At 66.7% G+C, this 18,293-nt stretch carries 14 protein-coding genes; 9 read left to right on the top strand and 5 right to left on the bottom strand.

Going from position 1 to position 18,293, the window contains the following annotated elements; genetic code table 11:
- Window positions 1-36: 36 nt before the first annotated feature.
- The 5 genes from KF791_19335 to solA form a co-directional block, all read right to left on the bottom strand.
- Window positions 37-939, bottom strand: coding sequence for an alpha/beta hydrolase (locus tag KF791_19335; GenBank protein MBX3734735.1), 903 nt, complete (start codon window positions 937-939; stop codon window positions 37-39).
- Window positions 940-1,000: 61 nt separating this feature from the next.
- Complete coding sequence (locus KF791_19330; protein MBX3734734.1) at window positions 1,001-1,612, bottom strand: hypothetical protein; 612 nt, start codon at window positions 1,610-1,612, stop codon at window positions 1,001-1,003.
- A gap of 2 nt (window positions 1,613-1,614) precedes the next feature.
- Window positions 1,615-2,235: a sigma-70 family RNA polymerase sigma factor gene (locus KF791_19325; GenBank protein MBX3734733.1), complete on the bottom strand. Its 621-nt coding sequence runs from the start codon at window positions 2,233-2,235 to the stop codon at window positions 1,615-1,617.
- A 24-nt stretch (window positions 2,236-2,259) separates the two neighbouring features.
- Window positions 2,260-3,288 carry a polyprenyl synthetase family protein gene (locus KF791_19320; GenBank protein ID MBX3734732.1) on the bottom strand — a complete coding sequence of 343 codons (1,029 nt, stop codon included), beginning with the start codon at window positions 3,286-3,288 and terminating at the stop codon, window positions 2,260-2,262.
- 294 nt (window positions 3,289-3,582) lie between these two features.
- Window positions 3,583-4,824 carry an N-methyl-L-tryptophan oxidase gene (gene solA / locus KF791_19315; GenBank protein ID MBX3734731.1) on the bottom strand — a complete coding sequence of 414 codons (1,242 nt, stop codon included), beginning with the start codon at window positions 4,822-4,824 and terminating at the stop codon, window positions 3,583-3,585.
- Between the two features lie 114 nt (window positions 4,825-4,938).
- Here solA and KF791_19310 point away from each other — a divergent pair, with 114 nt between their 5' ends.
- The 9 genes from KF791_19310 to KF791_19270 all read left to right on the top strand — a co-directional run bounded on the left by KF791_19310 (window position 4,939) and on the right by KF791_19270 (window position 18,185).
- The gene (locus KF791_19310; protein MBX3734730.1) at window positions 4,939-6,312 is read left to right on the top strand and encodes a DUF3300 domain-containing protein; all 1,374 of its coding nucleotides are present in this window, start codon (window positions 4,939-4,941) and stop codon (window positions 6,310-6,312) included.
- 2 nt (window positions 6,313-6,314) lie between these two features.
- Window positions 6,315-7,274 carry a DUF2950 domain-containing protein gene (locus KF791_19305; GenBank protein ID MBX3734729.1) on the top strand — a complete coding sequence of 320 codons (960 nt, stop codon included), beginning with the start codon at window positions 6,315-6,317 and terminating at the stop codon, window positions 7,272-7,274.
- A gap of 155 nt (window positions 7,275-7,429) precedes the next feature.
- On the top strand, window positions 7,430-8,080 hold the full coding sequence (locus tag KF791_19300; protein MBX3734728.1) for a hypothetical protein: 651 nt from the start codon (window positions 7,430-7,432) through the stop codon (window positions 8,078-8,080).
- Window positions 8,081-8,152: 72 nt separating this feature from the next.
- Entirely contained in the window at window positions 8,153-9,604 is a 1,452-nt protein-coding gene (locus KF791_19295; protein MBX3734727.1) for a sodium:solute symporter, read from the top strand.
- 439 nt (window positions 9,605-10,043) lie between these two features.
- Window positions 10,044-12,791: a [protein-PII] uridylyltransferase gene (gene glnD, locus KF791_19290; GenBank protein ID MBX3734726.1), complete on the top strand. Its 2,748-nt coding sequence runs from the start codon at window positions 10,044-10,046 to the stop codon at window positions 12,789-12,791.
- A gap of 318 nt (window positions 12,792-13,109) precedes the next feature.
- On the top strand, window positions 13,110-13,844 hold the full coding sequence (locus KF791_19285) for a sigma-70 family RNA polymerase sigma factor (GenBank protein ID MBX3734725.1): 735 nt from the start codon (window positions 13,110-13,112) through the stop codon (window positions 13,842-13,844).
- Window positions 13,845-13,871: 27 nt separating this feature from the next.
- Window positions 13,872-17,336: a protein kinase gene (locus KF791_19280; protein MBX3734724.1), complete on the top strand. Its 3,465-nt coding sequence runs from the start codon at window positions 13,872-13,874 to the stop codon at window positions 17,334-17,336.
- A gap of 302 nt (window positions 17,337-17,638) precedes the next feature.
- On the top strand, window positions 17,639-17,857 hold the full coding sequence (locus tag KF791_19275; GenBank protein MBX3734723.1) for a nucleotidyltransferase domain-containing protein: 219 nt from the start codon (window positions 17,639-17,641) through the stop codon (window positions 17,855-17,857).
- A complete protein-coding gene (locus tag KF791_19270; GenBank protein MBX3734722.1) occupies window positions 17,844-18,185 on the top strand; it encodes a DUF86 domain-containing protein in 342 nt (113 codons plus the stop codon). The genes KF791_19275 and KF791_19270 overlap by 14 nt, the downstream gene beginning before the upstream one ends.
- Window positions 18,186-18,293: the final 108 nt, after the last annotated feature.

Raw genomic sequence — 18,293 nt, 5'->3', positions numbered from 1 at the left:
CGTCGGCACGCTTCGCGTTTGCGGTCGGGACCTGGATCAGCGGTCGAGCCATCCGCTGGCGCGCATCCAGTCGGCGGCGCGGTCGGGCCAGGTCGTCACCGGATTGTCGGTGCGGCGGAGCCCATACCCGTGGCCTCCGGTGGGATAGACATGGAGTTCGAAGGGCACGCCATGGCGTTGCAGTTCCCAGGCGTAGCCCAGTGCCGTCTCCACCCGCACGGGATCGTCCTGGGAAATGGAGAGGAAGGTGGGCGGCGTCCGGTCATTCACGGGCAATTCGGCACGGATGCGGTCGCCCCGGTCCTTGTCCGTCAGGTAGGCCGGATAGATGAGTATGGCAAAGTCCGGCCGGCAACTGACGGCGTCGGCGGCGTCCAGGGGTGGATAGGTCCGTTCCGCGTGTGTGGTGCTGGCGAGCGCCGCAAGATTTCCCCCGGCCGAGAATCCGAGGACGCCGATGCGGTCGGGCTTCAGCCCCCATGCGGTGGCGTGATGACGGGTCAGGCCAATGGCGCGCTGTGCGTCCTGAAGCGGGGCCTGGTGGGCGGGTTGTCCCTCGCGCTTGGGCACCCGGTACTTCAACAGGATGCCGGTGACTCCGATGCCATTCAGCCAGTCGCACACCTCGGTACCCTCCAGGTCGAGCGCGAGGATCGAGTAACCGCCGCCGGGAAACACGAGCACCGAGGCGCCGGTGTCGCGATCTGCCGGTGGACGGAAGATCTGGAGAGTCGGCTTGGAGACATTCCCAAGACGGATCAACGGGCGGCCCGCAACGAGACCTTCGCCCGGCTTGCTGGTATCCTTCTCCTCGCCGATCCCGCCGCGTTCCCCGGGCGCCTCTCCGGGCCACAGGGGCCATGGGCCGTCGGGAGGTGCCGCCACCAGGGTGAAAACGGTGATCAGGCTGATCAGGCAGCCGCGGGTGGAACCATTCATGGCCTTCCGTGTGCTCAACGCTGGAAATTCGAGCCTCGGGTGGCTGAGAGCACCGCCCCGGCTACCGCCGCCGCGGCTGGCCCACAGGGCCGTCCAGGATGAACTGGAGACGCTTGGGTTCCTGGGGCAGCGCATTCAGCGAAGCAGGGACACTGAAGAGCACGGCGGGGGGCTCATACGATGCGGGTCCGTGGAGCCGTGTTTCCACGCCCCTGGCGGGGTCGCTGGCGCGGATGACCCCCTGGGAGTCGTCACTCACGGCATCCCAATCCGACGCGGCCCCCTCCAGGCTCTCCACGATGAGCAGCGGATCGCTGTGGGAAAATCGGAGCAATCCGTTGTTGGCGTGGGACAGCGCCGGAACCGGCAGCGCGGCATAGACCTGGCCCTCGTCCTCTTCGTGCAGAAACGTGTTGGCGATGTGGTAGGTGGCCACTGCCAGAAAGCCGACGCCGGCGAGGGCCACTCCGTTGGCGACGGCCAGACCCCGCTGCAGGATCAGCACCGCGAGCGCCCGGTGCCACCACGGCTGGGCCGCCCACTCACGCTCCATCTCGATGCGGGTCATCACCCGCGCACGAAACCTTCGATGAAATCCGGGCGGGGGCACCTCGAACCGCTTGAGGTGCAACCGGCGGATCAATTGCGGAAAGGAGTTCTCGGGCGAATCCATGGTCACGGGCTGACATCGGACAACCACGCCTGCAGTTGCTGGCGGGCATAAAAGAGACGCGATCGCACGGTGCCGGGGTTGCAGTCCATGATGCGGGCAATCTCCTCATGGGGAACTCCCTGAATGTCGTGCAACGTCACCACAGCGCGATGTTCAGGAGACAGCTTCAGCATCGCCTCGTTCAACTTTTTCTGAAGCTCGATCAGGCCGGCCTCGCGACGCGGCGTCTTTTCCGAAACCAGCTCCACGAGATCCGGATTGTGCTCCGCGTTGAAGTCGAGGTCGTCGAGGCTCAGGTGGGGTGTCCGGTACCGCCGCTGCTTGAGATGATTGAGCACGCCGTTGTAGGCGATGCGGTAAACCCAGGTGTAGAAGCTTGAATCCCCCTTGAACGCCTTCAGTGCCTTCCACGCTTTCACGAACGCGTCCTGGGCCAGGTCGGTGGCGTCCTCGTGATTGGACGTCAGGTGATAGCAGAGGCCGTAGATGCGCTGTTGGTGCCGCCGGATGAGTTCCTCAAAGGACCCGTCATCCCCGAGCTGGGCCCGCGCGACCAGGGTGCGGTCGGCGACCTCCGGCGTGCCTTCGCTGCAGAGCGTTGCGGGCGTGCAGTCCGGATCCATGCGCAGGGCCATTAAAGGGAAACGCTAGGACGCAAGCAAGGCGGTTTGCCGCGTGATGCGCCGGGTCAACCCTCCGAGGGCGTCGCGTTCCGGCGATGGCGGCAGCGCCTGGATCACGTTTCGGGCCCGCGCCAGGAGGTCCTCGATCACCAGGGCGGAGCCCGCGAGACAGCCATGCTGGTCGAGCAGCGCGCGCAGCCCGACGGTGTAACCGGGTTCCCACCGGTTGAGCCAGCCCTCGATCTCCGCCCGGTCCGACGGCGAGGCCTGCTCGAGCAGCAGGATCAGCGGAAGGGTGAGCTTGCCGGTCGCGAGGTCCGTGCCCAGGGATTTGCCGGCGGCGTCCTCAGAACCGAAGACATCGAGGCAATCGTCGAAAATCTGGTAGGCGGTGCCCACCGCCAGCCCGTATTCGCGCAGCAGGGCCTGTTGCTCCCGTGTGCCCCCGGCATGGCGGGCCCCCAGTTCGGCCGCCACGGCAAACAGCTCCGCCGTCTTCAGTTCCAGCATCCGCAGATACTCCGTTCGACCCAGAGTCCATCGCCGGCGCCGGTTGCTCTGGAGAATCTCGCCGGTGCAGACCGCGTTCGCCGCAAGGGCCAGCGACCGGAAAATATCGTCCGCCGGCAGCGCGGCGGCCGACTTCATCGCGTGCGAGAACAGGCAATCCCCCAGCAGCACCGCAATCTGGTTGCCCCAGAGCGTTCCGACCGTCGGCCGGCTGCGCCGCAGGCCGGCGCCGTCCATGACGTCGTCGTGAACCAGGGTCGCGAGGTGCACCATCTCGACCACCATGCCGATGGTCACATGCACGTCGGAACACACCCCCACCGCCCCGCCCGCCAGCGCGACCATGGCCGGCCGCAGCTGCTTGCCCTGGCTTTGCAAGGCGTGCCGGGCCAGCCCGGCGATCTCCGGCTCAAACAGCGCAATCTGGTCGTCCATCCGACGTCCCACCTGCCCGAGGTGGTCCCGGACCGGGCCGAGGACGTCGTCCCAATCAGGAACCACCGGTGTGTGGTCCCCGGCGGGATGTGGAGAAAGGGCCTTCATGAGCCGCGTGACGGTATAAGCACCCTTGCGGGGGGTCAACCCGCTCCGGATCCCGCTGCAGCTTGCTTCCCTTTCAGCCCGCGATTTCAAGCAGGAACTTCCGCTGCGCGTATGCACGCAGCACTCAACGGAGCCTTGGGGACGGGGAGGTGACGAAGGCGATGGCCTTGGCGCGATTGTCCTCGCCCATGAGCGATTCTTGGTGGGGCTTGGGCTGCTGGAGACGCCGGTGCATGCAGAAGGGAGCCACAATTGACCAGAAGGGGGAGCCACAATTGACCTGTCCCTCTGTGCTCAGTTCTTCCGGGAGCCGGACTCCGAACCCGGCGGTTCCGGCTTCGCCGGGACACGACCGGCGGCGAATCGGTCGAGGGCGAACAGGGAAAGGTCGTGGTCGGTACGGCCGGTGAGCGCGAGGTCGGCAAGGATTTCGCCCACGACGCTGCAGAACTTGAATCCGTGTCCCGAGAACCCCGCCGCCAAAGCAACCCGATCGCCGTATTCAGGGTGCAGCCCAATCAGGAAGTGTCCGTCGGGCGTGTGCGTATAGAGGCAGGTGACGGCATGGACGAGGGGCCCGTCCAGGCCAGGCAGGAGGGTGCGGATCGTGTGCCGCATGCGGGCCACATCGGAGGCCCGGATGCTGCGATTCACATTCTCCGGGGTGCACCATTCGGGTTCCGGCGTCTGATGCAGTGCGACCTTCACCCCGCCGTCGGGTCCATCGAGCGCCGGAAAGCCGTAGGGAATGAGGCGGCCACCCGGTTCCCAAACGTGGATGGGAAATCGTCCGGGACGATAGGCATCCACGCCGTCCTTTGGTTGAATCCAATACAGGACCTGACGTTCCACCCGAAGTTCCACGCCCAACCCGGGCAGCACGGCCGGAGCCCAAGGTCCCGGCGTGATCACCAACCGCGCCGCCCGCCACGTTTGCCGGGCGGTCCGGACTTGCACCCCCTCACCATCAACCCCCCAGTCCAGCACTGGTTCGCGAAACTCAAGCCGGGCCCCGAGGGCCATCGCAAGATCCAGGTGGGCCTGGAGGGCCCGCTCGGCATGCACCACCCCGGCCTGCGTTTCAAACAGAGCGAGGTGGTCCGCGGGGAGTTGAATGGGCGGATATCGTCGCCGAACTTCCGACGCGTCCAGCACCTCATGGGGAAGCCCGTGTTCCCGCGCACTCCGCAGGCTTCCGGCAACCACCTCGCACCCGGGCGGCCCCATCATGAGGCCTCCACACAAGGTGAGCAGCCCGCATTCCGCGGCCGCGGCGGTGTGGTGCCACAGTTCGTAGGCGCGGCGAAGCAATGGCACGTAGGACGGGTGCTCGAAATAGGCCTGCCGGATGACGCGGGTACGGCCGTGGCTCGATCCCCGGTCGTTCAGGGGGCCGTGCTGGTCGAGTCCGACGACACGGGCGCCGCGCCGTGTGAGTTCCCAGGCGGTGGCGCTGCCCATGCCTCCGAGGCCCAGCACCAGGACGTCGGCGGGTGGACCTGCGGATGCGCTCACGGATCGAGCCTTTCCCGGCATTGGGCAAAGGTCCAACCGATGTTGCCCGCCGGGAGGCGATTCGCACCGGCGAGCCGCAGGCAATCAGTGGACTCGCCGTGCGGTACCACTTACCCTGCCGGACCACAGCAAATCATGCCCTCGCCCCACCGCCCCTCTCGGCGCCTCTGCAGTGTCCTTCTTCTGCTCCTGGTTTGCTGGCTGCCGGCCCGGGGCCAGACATCAGAGGCCGCACCGCCGCCGTCGGCGGGTCCACGACGCAGCGCCTCGGAACTCGAGACGCTGGTCGCCCCGATCGCCCTATACCCGGACCCGCTGATCGCCACCCTGCTTCCGGCGGCCGCGTATCCCGTCGAGATTGTTCAGCTCGCCCGGATGCTCCAGTCCCCCGACGGCAGCGCCCAGGTCCGCGACCAACCCTGGGACCCCAAGGTCAAGGAGCTGGCGGCGTTTCCAGCGGTGGTGGAGACGCTGAACAAGGACCTCGGGTGGACGGTGGATCTGGGCCAGGCGTTCGTTGCGCAGCCGCAGGACGTGATGGACGCCATCCAGACGCTCAGAAAAAAGGCACAGGCTCTCGGGAACCTCCAGTCCACCCCCCAGCAGGTGGTGATCGTGACGAACTCGGTGGTGGAGCGGACCTACCAGCAACAGATCGTTTATGTGACCAACACGGTTGTGGAAATCCAACCGGCCAGTCCGCAGGTCATCTACGTGCCGACGTATAGTCCCACGGTGGTGTACACTTCGCCGCCTCCCAGTCCCGCGCAGTCATTGCTCACGTTTGGCGCCGGCATCGCCGTGGGCGCCATCATCGCCAACAACTGCGACTGGCATTACGGAGGCGTCTATGTCGGGCCCTGGCGTCCGCCCTACTACTACCCTCCGCCACCCTATTACCGTCCTCCCCCCTACTATCCGCCGCCGGGGTATCGTCCGCCTCCGCCAGGGTACCGGCCTCCGGGGTATCCTCCCCCGGGGACCCGCCCCCCCGCAGCCCGTCCCTATGATTCCGCTCAGACGCCGGCGCGATGGCAGCCCGATTCCGGTCGGCTGGCGTCCGCAGGGGCGCCCTCCACGCTTCCGGCTGAGGCGAGCCGGGGCTGGGGGAGCAGTGGCCCAACGGCCTCGACGCAGCCGGCTCCTGCACGGGGGACCGCGGGCGGGGGGCAAGGGGCGGCACGACCCACGCCTCAGCCGGCTCCCTCCCGACCCGCGGCCGCCGCCCCGACACCGCGGCCCTCGTATCCCTCCGGAGGGGCTCCCGCACCGCGACCGGCCTACCCGGGCCGCGCAGGTCCGGAGGCGGTCTATCCGGGTGCGGGCACCGGTGCCGGCAATCGGATGACCTCATCCCCGGCGTTTGGGTCTCAAGGGAACAGCGCCTCCAGCGCCTTTTCCCACGGCGGCTCAGGCAACGTTCAGAACTACAGCAACCGCGGTGCCGCCAGTCGTGGCGGGTTTCAGGGGGGTGCACGAGGCGGTGGCGGGCGGGGGGGAAGGCGATGAACATGAAAATCCATCCATGGAAGGGTGCAGGGCGAACCGGCCTGCCCGCGAGCGGGCGCCGGGTCGCCCTGCTTGGAATCATGGTGGCCGGGCTCCTGGTGACCGCGGCGGACGCCCCCGCGCGCTATCCGACCCCGGAAGCCGCCGCCGCTTCGCTGGATCTCCTGGCCGCCGCCGGCGACGTCCCGGGGATCGTGGCGCTGTTTGGCGCCGGCGGGGAAGGTCTGGTCAATCCCGACCCAGTCGAGGGCGCCAAGGAACTGCGGGATTTCGCCACGGCGTACGGTGCGGCACACCGGTTGACCGCGACGGCCCCGGATCGGCGTGTGCTGGAGATCGGGGACGCCTTCATCCCGTTTCCGGTGCCGTTGGTCGAGCGCGACGGCTGGTGGGTGTTTGATGCCGCCGCCGGGCGTGAGGAGATTCTCAACCGCCGCATCGGACGCAACGAACTCGCGGTCCTGGACGTGGTGCGCACCTACGTGACCGCGCAACGTGAGTACGCCGGCCGGGATCGGGACGGGGATTCGGTGCTGGAGTACGCGCAACGAATCCGCAGCCGTCCCGGGCAACGGGACGGGCTCTACTGGCCGCCGGGTGATGATCTGGAGCTCAGTCCCCTCGGCCCCTTGGTGGCTGACGCGCAGGCCGCCGGCTACCGGATGTCTGCGGATGCCGAAGGCCCCCGCCCCCCGTTCCACGGCTACTACTTCAAGGTGTTGACCCGCCAGGGACCGCACGCACCCGGAGGCAGCTACAGTTATGTGATCAATGGCAACATGATCGGTGGCTTCGCACTGGTGGCGTGGCCGGCGGTGTACGGCGAGACGGGGGTGATGACCTTTGTGGTCAACCAGCAGGGGGTGGTCTACCAAAAGGACCTCGGCCCGCGGACCGCGGCGGTTGCCCGACGCATGCAGCGGTACGATCCGGACGCGACCTGGTCTCCAAGTCCGGACTGAACCGCCGGCAACCGCCGGAGAGCCGAGGCAACCCTCGGGCGCAGGTGGAGCGTCGGGATTGGCGCGAGGGTGCGGACTTGCGCCAACCGGGACGGACCACCCGACGCCGGCCAGTTCACGCTCGCCTCCCGGAGGAATCTCCCTAGGTTCATCCGGTGAACGGGATTCCACCCCACCTGGAATTCGCCGACCCGGTGTCCGGGCCCCCGGCGATGTCCGGAAATCTTCGCGCGCTGGCCGGTGAACTGGCGGCGCCCGATTTTGGCGGTTCGCCGGGCTGGACTGCGGGGCTGGCCACCGCGTCCACGGTCGGGGCCTTGGGCGCCCTGCTGAACCGACACGCCTCGGAAGTCCTGTGCACCCGGGAATGGCCGGTGATTGTTGAGGCGTGGAGACTGGCGCGACTGGGCCACGTCCGTGAACTGCTGGAATTGGATGCCACCTGGGGTCGCGAGATCGGTGCGGCGGGCTTCGCACAAGCCAGCTTTCGAGTCGGACAACGGCAGCTGTCCAAACTGCGCGGACTCCGCCACGAGCGTGTCATCCAGCGCTATCTCGATGCGGTCGAGGCCGGCCGGGCGCACGCGTGGCACCCGGTGGTCTATGGCGTTGTCCTCGCCGTGTATCACCTGCCGCTCCGGCAGGGACTGCTGCATTTTGCCACCCAGATCCTCGCCGGCCTCGTCACCGCCGCCGAACGGAGCCACCGCCTCCCTGCGGAGGAGTGTCAGGCCCTGCTGGACGTGACCTGCGCTTCCCTGCCGCACCGGTTGCCACCCCTGTCCCCGGGACAGGGACTGGGGTAGGGATGGGGACCCCCGCAGCCGGGTGCGGAATCCCGTGGCGCCAGCGGCCCGGTCGGAAGGAACCTCACGTCTGTGACCTCCTGGGGGATTCTGGGTTGCGTGGTCCTGTATTTCGGGCTGATCGCCGTGATTGCCTGGTGGACCGGGCGGCACGCCGACCAGGCCGGGTACTTCCTCGGCAACCGTCGCTCCCCCTGGTACCTCGTCGCGTTTGGCCTGATTGGCGACTCCCTCTCCGGCGTCACCTACATTTCCGTCCCCGGCCAGGTCGGCGTTCAGCGGTGCGGCTACCTGCAGGTCGTCCTGGGCTACGTGGTGGGGTACCTCGTCATCGCCCAGGTGCTTCTGCCCCTCTACTACCGGCGAAACCTTACCAGCATCTACAGCTATCTGGGGGATCGCTTTGGCCGTCCGGCGGAGCTCACCGGCGCCGGATTCTTCCTGGTCTCGCGGGTCCTGGGCGCGGCGGCCCGCCTGTACCTCGCGGCCAATGTCTTCCAGGTCTTCGTGTTCGAAGCCCTTGGCATTCCGTTCTGGGCAACCGTGACCGCCATCCTGCTGCTGATCCTCGGCTACACCTGGCGGGGTGGGATCAGGACCCTGGTGTGGACCGACGCGCTGCAGAGCGGTCTTCTGGTGCTGGGTGTGGTGCTTTCGGTCGGACTCCTGGCCCGGTCGCTGGGTGTGGATCTCGCCGAGCTGCCGGGGCACGTGGTTCGGAGTCCGCTGTCCCAGGTGTTTTTCTGGGACTGGCGGGCTCCCAACTATTTTTGGAAGCAGTTCGCCAGCGGGGCGGCGATCGCGGTGGTGATGACCGGACTCGACCAGAACAACATGCAGAAGACCCTGAGCTGCCGGTCTCTCGGAGAGGCCCAGCGGAACCTCCATTGCTTCGCGGTCATCATGGTCGCGGTGAATGTGGTGTTTCTCGCCCTGGGGGTCCTCCTTCACGAATTCGTCGTCGCGCGGGACTTGATGCTGCCCGCGCAATCCGACCAGTTGTTCCCGGAGATTGCCCTGCGGCACCTCGGCCCGGCTGCCGGCCTTGTCTTCATCCTCGGCCTCACCGCCGCCACCTTCAACAGTGCCGACTCGGTCCTCACCACGCTCACGACGAGCTTTTGCATTGATTTTCTGGGCTTCGAACGGCGAACCGACCTCACGCCTGCGGCGCAGACCCTTCAACGTCACGTGTCCCACGCCGCCTTCGCCGGTGTGCTGCTGGCCGCCATCCTCGTGTTCAAGGCGTTGAACCAGGGCTCGGTCATCCAGCTCGTGCTCTCCATGGCCGGATACACTTATGGGCCCATCCTCGGCCTGTTCGCCCTGGGGCTGTTCACGCGGGTCCGCGTGCGCCCGGGCTCCGTCCCGTGGATCTGCATGGCCGGCCCGCTCGCTTGCGCGGTGCTTGATGCCAACGCCCCGCGATGGCTGGGTGGCTACCAGTTCGGATTCGAGCTGTTGATCCTCAACGGGCTTCTGGTCGCCACTGGATTATGGCTGGTGGCCCGAAGCCGCACGTGATGTGACGCCGCGACCTCCACGGCCGGCACACACCGGGTTCCCCGAAAGCAGAAAACCCGGCGGCCCGTGGGAAGCGGGGCCGCCGGGCCAGTATGGTCAGTGGAAGTCACGAACGGCCTGTTCGCCGCACGCGTTCGGGGTGGAAGGAGGGAGAAGTTGTCCCAACCATGAGGATCGGGACGGCAGGTAGCACCGGCAATCGGGTTACGGCTGACAGTGCTCTTTCCACGGAGGCGCGGAGACGCAGGGATGATGCCAAGGTTGCATCCGGGCACGGATTGGCCGGTTTGGCGCCGCGGCTGGTCCCGTCGCGTCCGTGAACGTGTTCATAACCGGACACCCTGTCTGGAAATGTTCAGGGCGCGGGACGAATGGCACTTCGGAATGGCAAATTGCGCTTTGCCTGAAACGCCACGCCCGCCAGCGTGTTGGGCACGACGTGAAATCCCTGCTCGAGAGGATTCAAGCCAACGCGGAGCACCGCCTTCGACTGCCACCCGGCAGCAAGCCCTCGGAGGAGCTGGGGCGTTATCGCGGATTCGTAAAGGAGGAGACGGCGCGGCTGCGGATTCTGCACCGGGCGGATGGCGGCGGGGTGGCGATGTGCCATGCAAGGGCCGACATGATGGACCTGCTGGTCCGCTACCTGTTCGAGGCGGTTCAGGCGGCCCTGCCGTTGCCCGGCAAGCGGCATCGGCTGGCGCTCGTGGCGTACGGGGGATTCGGACGCCGCGAGCTCAACCCGTTCAGCGACATTGATCTGATGTTTCTGTATGAGGGCGGGAAGGACGTGATCAAGGACCTGTCGGCGTGGACCAGCGGGGTGCTCTACACCCTGTGGGACATCCCTCTCAAGGTGCCGCCGGTGACCCGGACCGTCGAGGACTGCATCCGCCTCGCCAACGGGGACATGCAGTCCAAGACGGCGCTGATGGAAGCGCGTCTGATCACCGGGGACGAGGCGCTCTTCAAGCAGTTCGAGGCGAAGTTTGTGGCCCGGTGCATTCGCGGGCGGGAGGACGCCTACATTCAGGAGCGTCTGGAAGACCAGGCCCAACGGCGGGCAAGGCACGGCGACTCGGCGGCGATGCAGGAGCCCCATGTGAAGAACGGCTGCGGGGGACTGCGGGACTACCAGAACCTGCTCTGGATGGCCTCGGTGAAGCTCGGGTATCGGAGTCTGGCCGAACTGCAGCGCCTCGGGCATCTCGGGGTCCGGGACCGCCGGAGCCTGGAGGACGCCTACGATTTTCTGCTGAGGACCCGCACGGAGCTGCACTACACCGCCGGCACCTCGACGGATGTGCTGACGGCGGCGGTCAAGCCTGCGGTGGCGTCGGGTCTGGGCTACACCGAGCGGTCGGCGCGCCTGCGTGTGGAGCATTTCATGCGGGACTACTACACGCATGCCCGCAACGTGTACCTGATCACCCGGATGCTGGAGCAGCGGCTCGCACTGGTGCCCTCGCCGGCCCGCGGGCTGCGTGCGTGGTGGGGCCGGCGCGCCGCGGTGCCCGCGGCCCTGGAGCTGGACGGCTTCCGGATCGTGGGCCAGCAGCTCAACGCGCCGTCCCGGACCATCTTCCGGGACGACCCCAACCGCATCATCCGCGCCTTCCTGTACCTCCAGCGCCGCGGCCTCACCCTGCATCCGGACCTGGTCCAGATGCTCCGGCAGCTCGTGCAGGAAGGACGGGTGAACAATGCGTTTTCACGGGATCCCCGGGTGCACAGCACCTTCCTGGAAATCCTGCGTCAACGCGGCAGCGTTGCCCCGGTCCTGCGCGCCATGCATGAGGTGGGGTTTCTGGGCGCCCTGATCCCCGAGTTCGGCCGGCTCACGAATCTGGTGCAGCATGAGTTCTATCACCAGTACGCGGTGGACGAGCACACGCTGGTTGCGCTGGCCCGGCTGGACCAGGTGTCCGGCGCGGACGAACAACCCTACGCGCATTACGCCCCGCTGCTGCAGCAGGTGGAGCGCCCGGAGATCCTGTACCTCGCCCTCCTGCTGCACGATTCCGGAAAGGCGTTTCCCGGGAGGCCGCATGAGCTGGTCGGCGGGGAACTGGCCCTGCGGGCCGCCCGGCGGCTGCAACTGGATGGCACCACCACCCACACGCTGCGCAAGCTGATCGAGCTGCATCTCGAAATGGTCAAAGTCTCCCAGCGCCGGGACCTCGAGGATGAATCGGTCATCAACCATGTGGCCGACGAGGTGCAGGACCTCGATACGCTGACCATGCTGACCCTGCACACCTTTGCCGACTCGACCGGGACCAGCGACACCCTCTGGAACGGGTTCAAGGATTCGCTGCTCCGTTCGCTGTATCACAAGACCCGCGTCCGCCTCGCCGGGGGGACGACGTTTGTCGGACGCAAGCAGCGGGAACTCCTGCGCGAGGAGGTCGAGGATCTGCTGCCGCGCACCTTCGTCCGCGATGAGATTGATGCCCACTTCGAGGGCATGCCGTCCCGCTACTTCCTGATCCACGATGCCCGGGCCATCGCGCGCGACCTCACCCTGGCCCACCGGTTCATGCATCTGCAGCTCACCGAGGCGGATCGCGCACTGGAGCCGGCCCTGCTGTGGCACGACGAGCCCGACCGGGGCTACACCTCCGTGCATGCCTGCACCTGGGATCGCCCCGGCCTGTTTTCCAAGCTGGCGGGCGCCCTGTCCGCAGCGGGCCTCAACATCCTTGCCGCCCAGATCTACACGCGGGAGGACGGGATCGTGCTGGACGACTTTCTGGTGGTGGACGCGCGCACAGGACGGCTCCCGGAGGCACCGGCGCGGCAGCGGTTTGAGCGGTTGGTGATCGAGGTGCTCGCCCGGGGCCAGGATGTGGCCAGGGCGCTGGCCAAGGCACCCGCCTACCCACCGCTCTACCGGGCCATCGGGGAGCGCATCCCCACCGTGGTGCGGCTCAACAACCGCGAGTCCGAGGATTACACGATCGTGGATGTTGAAGCCGAAGACCGGGTGGGCCTCCTGTTTTCGCTCGCCTCCACCCTCCACGAACTCGGGCTCGATGTCGGCCTGGCCAAGATCGTGACGGAAAAGGGTGCCGCGGCCGACACCTTCTACGTGGCGGACCGTGAGGGCCGGAAGATCACCGGCGAGGACCGCCACCGCACGGTGATCCGGCGCCTGAAGGAGGCAGCCGCTGCCGGGAGCGACTGAGGTCGCGCCTGAACTTTTGACCTCATGGAGGATAATCGCGGGATTCGGTTCGGTCTTTGACCGGAAAGGCCTTCATGCGGGGGATTTCGTCCAGCATGAGGACTGGATGGCCACCCGATGCGACCCCGGAGGATCCGTCCCGCCGAAATCGCCCCTTCTCATTTGCAGGCTCGCCAGAACGCGGAGGGCTTTTCGGGATTGTCCCACCATGGGGTGGCAACCTCCATTGACCTTCCGAAATGGATCCGGGCAAGACCCGGCAGGCGTGGGATCCCTGCGCCCTTGGTGGTGTCCGCCCGGGCAGCATCCGACCGGCGTATGGCAGTGACCCAAAGCGAAATCGGTGAGGCGAAACCCGCTGCGGCAGGCCTGTTTCCCTCGACGCTGTGGAGTGTCGTCTCGGGTGCTGTCGCGGCGGAGCCGGCGCACGCAGAGGAGGCCCTGGCCCGGCTTTGCGAACTGTATCGGGAACCGATCCTGAGATGGTTTCGACGCGCCGGGCTGAGTGCAGAGGATGCTCAGGATGAGTCCCAGGCCTTTCTGGCCCGTCACTTCGCGGGGCAACGCCTCAGTCACTTTGAACGCCGCGAGGCCCGGTTCCGAAGCTGGCTTCTGACCTGCCTTCGCCGTCAACTGGCCGACCGTATCCGCCGCATCCGGGGCGAGGAGGTTCCCCTCGACAGTCCGGACGCTCCGGAGTTTCCCGCATCCGAATCCTCGGTGGCCTTGGATCTGGACCGGGACGTCGCCCGCGCGATTCATGACCGCGTGTTGGCCCGGCTGCTGTCAGGGTGGGCGACGTCGTCCCCGGAGGTGGGTCGGCAGCTGGCGCTTCTGCTCTTCTCGGACGTTCAGGCCGGAGCCTATGAAGCCCTCGCCCCCGGATTGGGAATGGCGCCACGGGAACTGAAGCGGCGGGTGTTCGAGTTCCGAAACGACTATGCGGTCGCCTTCCACGCCGAGGTCCGGCAAATCGCACTCCCGGGCGATGACGAGGCGGAGATGCGCCACCTCCTCGCCCTGGTCCCACGGAGCCCCGACAGCCCGACGTGATCCGCACCGGGCTGATTCCTCCCTGCTGTGACACCCATCCTGGACTCCATTGGTCCGTACCAGATCCTGGGCGAACTGGGTTCCGGAGGGATGGGCGTGGTGTATCTGGCCCGGGATCCCCGGCTGGGTCGGGTGGTGGCGGTCAAGGTGATTCAGGCGGGAGGCACGGCGACGGCCGACGCCCGGCGCCGCCTCCGCATTGAAGCGGAGGCGGTGGGATCACTCGATCACCCCGGAATTGTGCCGATCCTCGATGTCGGGGATTCCGCCGCTGAACCCTACCTCGCCCTGAAATTCATCCCGGGCGGCTCCCTGGCGGAACGTCTGGCGGAATCCCGACTGTCCGCGTCCGATGCCGCCCGCCTCATGGCACAGGTCGCCCGGGCGGTGGATCACGCGCACCAGCGGGGTGTCCTGCACCGCGACCTCAAGCCGTCCAACATCCTGCTCGATGAGCGCGGTCAGCCGCATCTCACCGACTTCGGACTCGCCAAACTGGCCACCTTGGACCTGGGCCTGACCCTGAGTCACGCACCGGTGGGGACCTGCGGCTACATGGCTCCGGAGATTGCGCGATCCGGCGCCCGTGCGGCCACCATCGCCTCCGACATTTACAGCCTTGGCGCGGTGCTCTTTGAGCTGATGACCGGACGGCCGCCCTACGTGACCTCCGGTTTCGCAGATTTTCTCAGTCAAGTGGACCAGGGCGAGCTCCCCCGTCCCCTGCGGGTCCGGCGCGAGACCCGATCCGCGGATGCGGACTCCGGGACCGGGAGCCGTCCATCCCGGTTCCTTCGGGACCTGGAGATCATCTGCCTTCGGTGCCTGAATCGCGATCCCCGCCAGCGCTATCCGTCGTCGGCCGCACTTGCCGAGGACCTCGAACGGCTGCTGCGGGGCGAGCTGATCGTCGCCCGGGCTCCGACACTGCTCGAATGCGCCGCGGCCTGGATCGTGCGGCACCGGGCGGCGACCGCAGCCGGTGCGGCGGTGCTCCTGAGCGTGCTGGCGGGTTTGGGGGCCACCTGGTGGCAACTGAAGCGTGCGGAACGCTTCCTCGGTGAATCGGAACGGGCAAATCACGAACTGCTGCGTCAGGACATCCGCCGCAGCCTTCAGGAGTTTCAGGTGAAATCCACGAACGCGTTTCGCCGGGATGCCCTCCACGACTTGACGTTGCTCCACCGCCGTCATCCCACGAACCGCCTGGTGGCCGCCCGCCTGTGGATGACCCTTCTGGAACGGCATCATCCGCTTCGCCGGCTGGCCCCGCTGATCCATACCCACGAAGTCTGGAGCACGGCGTTCACCCCGGACGGCACCCAGTTGCTCACGGCGTCCGTGGAATCACCGTTCAGCGTCCACCTGTGGGACCTCGGCACCGGGGCGCATCTCGGAACTGTGCCGCATGACATTTCCGTGGCACCCATCGTCATGGATCGGACCGGAGCCCGCCTGGTATGTGTGGATCCCGACGGCCGCCTCCGGGTCTGGAGTCTTCCTGGATTGACCGGGGTGGATGGCCCATGGACCCAATTCCCTCAGGCACGACAGGCGGCGATCTCGCCATCGGGCACGACGCTGGCGGCGACCGATTCCGGACGACGGCTCTCGGTTTGGAGCATCGGGGAACGCACCCTGGCCTGGGAAACCGAACTCGAGGACGGCCCACACCGGCTTTGCTTCTCCAGCGATGGGCGGCACCTCGTGGCCGCCGGGGGGAGCGGCCGGGCCACGCTCCTGGAAGCCGCGGGCGGCGGTCCCCGGGCGACCATCAACTCCTCCATCGGGGCGTTGAAGTGGATCGAGGCTTCGCCGGATGGGCGGGGTGTTCTTCTGGTGGGTGACAAGGGGGTGTGGTTTGAGACGGATCCGCTGTCCGGCAACCATCATTTGGAGTTTTCCTGGACCAATCAGACGATCCAGGCGGCTCGAATTTCCCCGGATGGCGAACACGTCGCGATCGCCACCCATGAGGGATGGCTTGGGGAATACTCGCTTCGGACTCGTGAACCCACCCGCCGAAACCTCGATCTCGGGAGGTTCACCGATGATCTCACGTATTCGGAGGTCAACTCAGACCTTGCACTCACCATGGGCGACGGCGTTGCGTGGTTTTTCCCCGCCGAGCCGGACCGGCGCCGTCCGGAACCGGTGAAAATGGGGGTGTTCGCCTATCAGATCCGTTTCAGCCCGGATGGTCGTTCCGTCGCCGCTCCAGTTTCGGACCGCAAGGCTCACGTTTTCAGCATGCCCCCGCAGCTCGAAGCGGATCCGGTGATGCTGGTTCAAACCAACGTCGTGAAGTGGGCCGCATCCCCGACGGGTACGTTGGTGGCCATCCTGGATTCCGCGGGCACGGTGGGGGTCCGTCGCCTGACTGCGGAGGCGACGTTTGAACCCTGGTTGCATCCCGATGCCCCGATCCGCTCCCTGGACTTCAGTCCCTCGGGCCGCTGGCTGATGGTTCGCGACAACAATGGGCTGGCCCAGTTGATCCCGGTGACCCATCCGGGGGCTCCTCTCCGTCGTTTGCAGCATGACCGGGGACTGGTCCCGGCCTTCGGTTTCGACCGGGAAGAACACAAGTTGATCCTGGCGACCGAAACACAGGCGCACGTCTGGGACATTTCCGCTGAACCGCCGCGAAGGGAGGCGGTTTTTGACGTGTCGAGAGCCCAACGCTTTGTGTTCAGCCCCGACGGAAGCCGGGTCGCCTTGAGAGCCGCAGACTGGATTGCCCGGCTTTACGACACCCGGACCTGGAAGCAACTTCCCGACCTCCTCGCGCACACCGGCCCTGTGAACGCCATTCAGTTCAGTCAGGATGGCCGCTGGGTGGCCACCGGGAGCCAGGACCGGACGGCCCGGGTGTGGCGCGCGTCGGATGGCCAGCCCCTGACGCCCATGATTCAGACGGCGTTCAACGGTCTCGCCCTGGCCTTTCACCCGGACGGATCAGAGCTCTTCACATGTGGCTACCATTCGATCCGGCGGTGGCAGATTCCCGGTGGCGATCCCGATCCACGGGAACTCGCGGCGAGCACGGGCTCGCATCACCTGCGGTACAGCCGGGACGGACGCCAGCTGCTGAGCGCCGGGGGCGGGATCGTCTGGCTGTGGGACACCGACTCCGGCACCCCATTGATGGACCCGATACCGGCCGGCCCGCTCGCGTTCCCGCAATTCTCGACGGACGGAAGGCACTTCCTCATCGTGGACCCCCCGGTTGCGGACAGTGCATCCGGCGACGATGGGAGGCTGACGGTCATCCGTCTGGCGTCGCCGGAAGACATCCCGGACTCTGAATCGCTGTTGGCGATGGCCCAGCTCTGCCTCGATGGCGAGCTGAACGCGAAGGGAGGCCTTGTGCCTCTCGACGCCAGCTCCTTGGCCGACCTCTACCGCAAGGCCGATCCCATCCTTCGGACGGTGCGTCCCTCAAGGATTCGGCAACTGCGCCTTCTCAAGCCGGAAATCGTTTCTCCGTAGGACTCCAGCCTTTTCCTCGAAAACCCTCCGGGCGGCGGTCCTTTTGGCTTGGGCCGGCATTGGCTCGGCCGTTACATCCCGCTGTGGGGATGCGCCGGCCTCGACGCCTTGGCCCAAACCAAAACTCCTCGTCGCAGGGCCCCTTCCAGTTTTCAGACAGGCTGCAGCAGCTTTGGCTTGGAGGACCCATTCGAGAGGGATAGCTTCATCTTGTGGTTCAGAGGGAACGCGAACTCGCAGCGACGGTAGGCCGTTTGCGTGCCTTGCTACCAGCGTTGCGGCGGGAGTTTCCCGTCCATCGAATGGCCGTGTTCGGCTCCGTGGCGCGGGGAGATGACAGCCTTGGGAGCGACATAGACATCCTGGTTGAGGTTGATCCCTCCATCGGTTTGAAGTTTGTGACTTTGGCGGAGCGCCTCGAAACAGAGCTGGGCCGGAGCGTTGACCTCGTCTCACGTCGTGCGCTGAAGCCTGGGCTTTGGGAACGGATCAAGCCGGAGCTGGTGGATGTCGAAGCGTGAAGCGAAATTCCTTGTGGAGGACATGCGCGCGGCGATGGGGAAGATCGCCCGCTACATCGATGGAATGAGCCGCGAGGACTTTCTCCTGGATGAAAGGACGGTGGACGCCGTTGTGCGGAATCTCGAGATCATTGGGGAGGCGGCGAAGCAGCTTCCATCCGAGTATCGGGCGCGGAGTCCGGGGATTCCCTGGACGCAGATGGCCGGGATGCGCAATCGCATCGTGCACGATTACGCAGGGGTGGACCTGGAGATCGTCTGGGAGGTGGTGACGAAAGCGTTGCCTGACTTGGAGAGGATGATCGTGGGGCTTGAGCCTCAAGGGTAGCGGGCGCTTAAGTTCCGCACCCGATTCGGAATCCACAGGTTGGTGGCCTTGCTGGATTCCGGCGGCACGGTGGAGGTCCGGCGTCTGGCTGCGGGGGCGACGTTTTAG

It is taken from the genome of Verrucomicrobiia bacterium (assembly GCA_019634635.1).
Taxonomy (GTDB): domain Bacteria; phylum Verrucomicrobiota; class Verrucomicrobiia; order Limisphaerales; family UBA9464; genus UBA9464.
The sequence above is the reverse complement of the archived record's forward strand: the minus strand, read 5'-3'. Positions and strand labels throughout refer to the sequence as shown.